We start from the raw sequence: 7490 nt of genomic DNA on the forward strand, positions 1-7490 counted from the left end.
CGCTTGGGCACCCCCGAACGCCCTGCTTTAGGGTGAGAGAGAAAACGCGCGCGCGAGTACAGGCGCGTGCGAGGTGTGTCGCAATCGGGTCCGTGGACGTTACCGATCAGTAGCGGTGACGCGAACGGAACCGGAGGACGACGATGGACGGCGAACACGCCCGAGTACGAGCACAACCAGCTACCACCTTTCGCAAGGAGACCCCTTGGCCCCGCAGAACGACGGCGCCTCCGGCAAGGAGACCCCGGCACGCGTCCGCGTCATCCGTGACGGACTGGCGGCGCACCTGCCCGACATCGACCCGGAGGAAACCGCCGAATGGCTGGACTCCTTCGACGAGGCGCTGGCCAGGGGTGGTCAGCAGCGCGCCAGGTACCTGATGCTGCGCATCCTCGAGCGGGCCAGGGAACGCCACGTCGGCGTCCCGGCGCTGACGTCGACGGACTACGTGAACACCATCCCCACCGAGAACGAACCCTGGTTCCCCGGTGACGAGGAGATCGAGCGCCGCTATCGCGCCTACATCCGGTGGAACGCCGCGATCATGGTGCACCGCGCGCAGCGTCCCGGCGTCGGCGTCGGCGGGCACATCTCGACCTACGGCTCGTCCGCGGCGCTGTACGAAGTGGGCTTCAACCACTTCTTCCGCGGCAAGGACCACTCCGGCGGCGGCGACCAGATCTTCATCCAGGGTCACGCCTCCCCCGGCATCTACGCCCGCGCCTTCCTCGAAGGCAGGCTGACCGAGAACCAGCTGGACGGGTTCCGCCAGGAGTTCTCGCACGCGGGCGAGGGCGGCGGCCTGCCGTCGTACCCGCACCCGCGGCTGATGCCGGAGTTCTGGGAGAACCCGACCGTGTCCATGGGCCTGGGCCCGATGAACGCGATCTACCAGGCCCGGTTCAACCGCTACCTGCGCGACCGCGGCATCAAGGACACCAGCGACCAGCACGTCTGGGCGTTCCTCGGCGACGGCGAGATGGACGAGCCGGAATCGCGCGGCCTCATCCACGTGGCCGCGGGCGAGGGCCTCGACAACCTGACCTTCGTGATCAACTGCAACCTGCAGCGGCTCGACGGCCCGGTGCGCGGCAACGGCAAGATCATCCAGGAGCTGGAGTCGTACTTCCGCGGCGCGGGCTGGAACGTCATCAAGGTCATCTGGGGCCGCGAGTGGGACTCGCTGCTGCACGCCGACCGTGACGGCGCCCTGGTCAACCTGATGAACACCACGCCGGACGGCGACTTCCAGACGTACAAGGCCAACGACGGCGCCTTCGTCCGCGAGCACTTCTTCGGCCGCGACCCGCGGACCAAGGAACTGGTCAAGGACCTCACCGACGCCGACGTCTGGAACCTCAAGCGCGGCGGGCACGACTACCGCAAGGTCTACGCGGCCTACAAGTCGTCGCTGGAGCACCACGGCCAGCCGACGGTGATCCTGGCCCACACCATCAAGGGCTACGGCCTCGGGCCGTCCTTCGAGGGCCGCAACGCCACGCACCAGATGAAGAAGCTCACCCTCGACGACCTGAAGCTGTTCCGGGACGCCCAGCGCATCCCGATCAGCGACGAGGAACTCGAGCGCGACCCGAAGCTGCCGCCGTACTACCACCCGGGCAAGGACTCGGCGGAGATCGAGTACATGCTCGGTCGCCGCAAGGCGCTGGGCGGTTTCTTGCCGGAGCGCCGCCCGAAGGCCTCGAAGGCGCTCGTGCTGCCGGGCGACAAGGTCTACGAAGGCATCCGCAAGGGCTCGGGCAAGCAGGAGGTCGCCACCACGATGGCGTTCGTCCGGCTCGTCCGCGAGCTGGCGAAGGACTCCGAGATCGGCAAGCGGATCGTCCCGATCATCCCGGACGAGGCGCGCACCTTCGGCCTCGACTCGATGTTCCCGACGGCCAAGATCTACAACCCGCACGGCCAGACGTACACGTCGGTCGACGCGAGCCTGATGCTGGCCTACAAGGAGTCCGAAAAGGGCGTCATCCTGCACGAGGGCATCAACGAGGCGGGGTCGACCGCGTCGTTCACCGCCGTCGGCACCTCGTACGCCACCCACGGCGAGCCGATGATCCCGATCTACATCTTCTACTCGATGTTCGGGTTCCAGCGGACCGGTGACGGCCTCTACGCCGCCGCGGACCAGATGGCCCGCGGGTTCGTGCTCGGCGCCACCGCCGGCCGCACCACGCTGACCGGTGAGGGCCTCCAGCACGCGGACGGGCACTCGCTGCTGCTGGCGGCGACCAACCCGGCCGTCGTGGCCTACGACGCGGCGTGGTCGTTCGAGATCGCCCACATCGTGCGGGACGGTCTTCGCCGGATGTACGGCGAGACCGGGCCGGACGGCAACGGCGAAAACATCTTCTACTACATGACGATCTACAACGAGCCCTACCAGCAGCCCGCCGAGCCGGAGAACCTCGACGTCGACGGCCTGCTCAAGGGTCTCTACAAGTACGCCGACGCCCCGTCGGGCGACGGTCCGGAGGCCCAGATCCTGGTGTCCGGCGTCACCATGCCGGACGCGCTGCGGGCGCAGAAGATGCTCGCCGAGGAATGGGGCGTACGCGCGGCCGTGTGGTCGGCGACGTCGTGGACCGAGCTGCGGCGCGAGGCCGTCGAGGCCGACCACGACAACCTGCTCCACCCGGGCGACTCCCCGCGTGTGCCGTACATCACGCAGAAGCTGTCCGGCACGAACGGGCCGGTCGTCGCGGTTTCGGACTGGATGCGGGCCGTGCCGGACCTTATCCGCCCGTGGGTGCCGAACGACATGCTGACGCTGGGCACCGACGGGTTCGGGTTCTCCGACACCCGCCCCGCCGCCCGGCGGAAGTTCCTGGTCGACGCGCAGTCGATCGTGGTCGGCACGCTGAGCGCGCTGGCCAAGCGCGGCGAGGTCGACAGGGCGAAGGCGGCGGAGGCGGCGCGGAAGTACCGCCTCGACGACGTCGCCGCCGCGGGTCCGCAGTTGTCGGACTCCGGCAGCGCCTAGCAAGGCCGTGAACGGTCCGTTCCTCGTGGATTCCGCGAGGAACGGACCGTTCGTCACATCCGGAGCAGGACGAGCTAGGGTGATACATCGGATGTTTCCGGATGAGCGGGAAGGGTGAGCGAGTGTGACCAAGCGTCGACTGCCGAAGCCGAGTGAGCTGAAGCAGATCCTGCGGCCGAAGCCGATCGTGCTCAACCCGACCGAGCGGCGGCTGGCGACCGCGCACACGATCGCCGACCTGCGGATGCTCGCCCGCAAGCGGACGCCGCGGGCGGCGTTCGACTACACCGACGGCGCCGCAGAACTGGAGGACAGCCTCCGCCGCGCCCGGCAGGCCTTCCGCAGCGTGGAATTCCACCCGAATGTCCTGCGCGGTGTGTCCGATGTGGACACGAGCAAGGAGATCCTCGGCAAGCGTTCGGCGCTGCCGTTCGCGTTCGCGCCGACCGGGTTCACCCGCATGATGAACCACGAGGGCGAGTCCGCGGTGGCCCGCGTCGCGCAGCGCAACGGCATCCCGATGGGGCTGTCGACGATGGCGACGACGTCGATCGAAGATCTCGCGGAGGCCGCGCCCGAGGCCCGCAAGTGGTTCCAGCTCTACGTCTGGCGCGACCACAAAGCGGGCGAAGATCTGATGAATCGCGCGTGGGCCGCCGGCTTCGACACGCTCATGCTGACGGTGGACACCCCGGTCGCGGGCGCGCGGCTGCGCGACGTCCGCAACGGGCTGACCATCCCGCCCGCGCTCACCCTCAAGACCTTCGTCGACGGCGCGATGCACCCGTCGTGGTGGTTCAACCTGCTGACCACCGAACCGCTGACCTTCGCGTCGCTGAGCCAGTTCGACGGCACCGTCGCCGAACTGCTCAACCAGCTCTTCGACCCGACCCTGAACTTCGACGACCTCGACTGGGTCCGCCAGACCTGGCCGGGCAAGCTCGTGGTCAAGGGGATCCAGAACGTCGACGACGCGCGTGACGTGGTCAAGCACGGCGCCGACGCGGTCCTGCTGTCCAACCACGGCGGACGCCAGCTCGACCGCGCGCCGACGCCGATCGAACTGCTGCCCGCGGTGCTCGACGAGATCCAGGGCGACGCGGAGGTGTGGGTCGACACCGGCATCCTCTCCGGCGGCGACATCATCGCCGCGATCGCGCGCGGAGCCGACGCGGTGCTCATCGGGCGCGCGTTCCTCTACGGCCTGATGGCCGGGGGCGAGCGGGGCGTTCAGCGGTGCGTGGACATCCTGCGCGCCGAGATGACCCGGACCATGCAGCTGCTGGGCGTCCGCACCCTCGCCGACCTCAAGCCGTCGCACGCCACCATGCGCTAGGCCGCGGCGGAAACCTCGGACGGAGCGGTCCGCACCTGCTTCGCGGTGCGGTTCCAGCTCCACCAGCCGTGGACGACCAGCCCGGCGAACACGATGTAGACCGCCGCGGAGAAGTACAGGCCCGAGGAGAGCTGCAGCGGGACGCCGATCGCGTCGACGACCAGCCACACCAGCCAGAACTCGACGAGGCCGGCGCCCTGCGCGGCGAAGGCGACCAACGTGCCGACGAAGATCGCGGCGTCCGGCCAGGGCGCCCACGAGGCGTCCAGCGCGTCGAGGACCAGCGCCATCGCGGTGGTGCCGATCGCGAACGCGCCGAGCATCGCCAGCCGCTCGCCGAGACGACCCTTGCGGACGACGACGCCGTACACCGGGTCGCTGCGGCGGGACCACGCCCACCAGCCGTAGATCGAGATGGCGAGGATCGCGACCTGCCTGGTCGCGAGCCCGCCGAGGTGTGCGGAGATGTAGACGGAGAACAACAGCACGGTGGCGCCGACCTGGACCGGCCAGGTCCACAGCGTGCGGCGTTGCGCCAGGAAGACCACGGCGAGCGCGAAGATCTGCCCCGCCAGCTCGGCGAAGGAGATCCACTGTCCGAGCACCGTGACACCGTTGTGCAGCAGGAAGTCCACGTCCGCACCCCTCTCCGTCTACCGCTCCAACATGCTCCGTTCCGACGTCATTCCCTAGAGAGTGTGAGGTGTGGAACAACCAGACGGCTCAAGAGTCGCTAAGGACTCTCACGGGACGAGAAAAGGGCCCTCCACCGCGTGCTCCGCGGCGATGGGCCCTTCGACTCCACGCGGGCCCGGTGCCTTCCTCGATCACCGGGCCCGCGGGATGCTCAGGAATCTACGCGACTGATGCCCACGGGCGAAGTCGGCGGCTCCGAACGGACCTCCTGCTTGCTGCTTCCGGACTCCAACTGGCCCTGCAGGTTGGCCAGCCAGCCCTGCCAGCGGTCCTGTGCCGGCTTGATCAGGCCGCCGCCGAAGCCGACGACGATCACGCCGCCGATGGTGGCGAGCACGGTGATCAGGACCGGCCCCGTCACCGCCGTCGCGATGTTCACCTGACCGAGCGCGGCGATGATGCCGAACGCCATGATCAGCCAGTAGGCGATGGTGCCGAGCAGCCGTCCGGCGGGCCGGGTGGAAAGCGCTCCGGTCACCAGGTCGCGGACGACCTTCGCGACGGCGGCCGCGACGATCACCAGTACCAGCGCCACCAGGATCCGCGGCAGGAACGCGATGATGTCGTTGAGCAGGGCGCTGACCGGATTGCTCTCACCGAATACGCCGAACGCGAGTTGGAGCGCGATCAGGAGAATGAAGTAGTACACGAGTTTGACGAGGATCCCGCCCGCGTCGACATTCGCTTGTTTGAGCGTTCCGGTGAGTCCGGTCTTCTCGATGAGCTTGCCGAAACCGATCTTCGACAGAACCAGTCCCAATGCCTTTGACACGGCCTTCGCGATCAACCACCCGATGAGCAGGATGATCAGGAATCCGACCAGTTTCGGCACGAAGGTGGCGACAAGGTTCCATGCTTGCCCCAGACCGTCTTTCAGCTGCTCGCCCACGGCGAACTCCCTCCTCTGCGCATCCGCGACCTACCCGGTGCGGCTTGCGAGGGATCGTTGATCACGGGCACCGCACCGGCAACTCGGCGACCCACGATCGAGTGAGTGAGCTAGCGGGAAAAGATCCACAAGTCGCATACTTGTCCTACCGGTGGGGACCGGGGAGACGAGGCCGTCCGGCGCAGCGAAAAACGCGAGCGCCGGGCGGCCTCGAGTTTTATGCAAATACCTTTCACAATTCACCGGCTTGACTGTCCACTTCGGACTCAAGCCGCACAGGGCCGCAGGACGACGGCACCCTGGCCCGCCGGACTAGGATCGGCTGACCATGGCTGATGCGACCTCCGGACGGCGTGTGCCCAAGCACCACGGGCTGTCCGCCAAGACCCTCAGGCGGCTCGAGCACGCCTCCGGCCGGCTCGCGAGCGCGAGCGTCGCGGTGATGGAAGAGCGGCTGAGCTGGTTCGCCCGCCTTCCCGCCGACCAGCGCGCGAGCGTCCTGTTGATCACCCAGGCGGGTGCCGCCGGTTTCGTCGACTGGCTCCGCGACGCGAAGGAGGCGCTCTCCCTCACCACCGAGGCGTTCCGCGAGGCACCCGCCGAACTTTCCCGCTGGGTGAGCCTGCGGCAGGCGGTCGGCATGGTGCGGCTGGCGATCGAGGTGTTCGAGGAGCAGCTGCCCGAGTTCGCCGCGAACGAGGCGGAACGCGCCGCGCTGATCGAGGGGATCCTGCGCTACGGCAGGGAGATCGCGTTCGCCGCCGCCAACTCCTACGCGGCCGCCGCCGAGGCGCGCGGCGCCTGGGACGCGCGACTGGAGGCACTCGTCGTCGACGGCATCGTCCGTGGCGACGCCGAGGAAGCGGTGCTCTCCCGTGCCGCCGCGCTCGGCTGGGATCCGGCCGCGCCCGCCACCGCGCTGGTCGGCACACCCACGTCCGACGACCCGCCCGCCGTCGTGTTCGAGGTGCGCAGCCGCGCCGCCCGCGTCGGACGCCCCGTGCTGCTCTCGGTGCAGGGATCGCGGCTGGTCGTGGTCGTCGCCGGACCCACGGACGGCAGCGTCAAGGACCGCGAGATCCTCACCAAGCTGTCCGTCGCCTTCGCCGAGGGCCCGGTCGTCGCCGGGCCGACGGTGCCGACCCTCGCCGAGGCGCACCACAGCGCGACCGAAGCGCTCTCCGGCCTGCGCGCCGTCGTCGGCTGGCCCGGCGCGCCGCGGCCCGCGAGATCGATCGACCTGCTGCCGGAACGCGCGCTGTCCGGCGACCCCGAGGCCGAACGGCTGCTCGTCGAGCAGATCGCCCGGCCGCTGGAGGAGGCGGGCCCGGCGCTGCTGCGGACCGTGGAGACCTATCTCGACAGCGGCGGTGTCCTGGAAACCTGCGCGCGGACGCTGTTCGTGCATCCGAACACCGTCCGGTACCGGCTGCGGAAGGCCGCCGAACTCACCGGCCGCCACGCCGCGGAATCGCGCGACGCTTGGGTGCTGAAGGTGGCGCTGACGGTCGGGCGGCTGGCCCGGGCGCGCGGCCTCTGGTGACGGCCTCGTGAGTGGTAAGTGTCGT

Annotated in this window: 5 protein-coding genes; 3 read left to right on the forward strand and 2 right to left on the reverse strand. The window is 69.1% G+C overall.

Annotated elements, in window-relative coordinates; all coding sequences use genetic code 11:
• Window positions 1–205: 205 nt before the first annotated feature.
• Together aceE and B0293_RS42260 are read left to right on the forward strand one after the other, a co-directional pair.
• The gene (gene aceE, locus B0293_RS42255) at window positions 206–3001 is read left to right on the forward strand and encodes a pyruvate dehydrogenase (acetyl-transferring), homodimeric type (RefSeq protein WP_005164954.1); all 2796 of its coding nucleotides are present in this window, start codon (window positions 206–208) and stop codon (window positions 2999–3001) included.
• Window positions 3002–3125: 124 nt separating this feature from the next.
• Window positions 3126–4337, forward strand: coding sequence for an alpha-hydroxy acid oxidase (locus B0293_RS42260; RefSeq protein ID WP_005164951.1), 1212 nt, complete (start codon window positions 3126–3128; stop codon window positions 4335–4337).
• Here B0293_RS42260 and B0293_RS42265 read toward each other — a convergent pair.
• Window positions 4334–4972: a nicotinamide mononucleotide transporter family protein gene (locus B0293_RS42265; RefSeq protein ID WP_005164949.1), complete on the reverse strand. Its 639-nt coding sequence runs from the start codon at window positions 4970–4972 to the stop codon at window positions 4334–4336. The genes B0293_RS42260 and B0293_RS42265 overlap by 4 nt on opposite strands.
• 212 nt (window positions 4973–5184) lie before the next feature.
• Window positions 5185–5922, reverse strand: coding sequence for a mechanosensitive ion channel family protein (locus B0293_RS42270; protein ID WP_005164948.1), 738 nt, complete (start codon window positions 5920–5922; stop codon window positions 5185–5187).
• Window positions 5923–6250: 328 nt separating this feature from the next.
• Between B0293_RS42270 and B0293_RS42275 the strand changes: the two genes are divergently transcribed.
• A complete protein-coding gene (locus B0293_RS42275) occupies window positions 6251–7465 on the forward strand; it encodes a PucR family transcriptional regulator (RefSeq protein WP_005164946.1) in 1215 nt (404 codons plus the stop codon).
• The last annotated feature ends 25 nt before the right edge of the window (window positions 7466–7490 follow it).

This window comes from Amycolatopsis azurea DSM 43854 (assembly GCF_001995215.1).
Classification (GTDB): domain Bacteria; phylum Actinomycetota; class Actinomycetes; order Mycobacteriales; family Pseudonocardiaceae; genus Amycolatopsis; species Amycolatopsis azurea.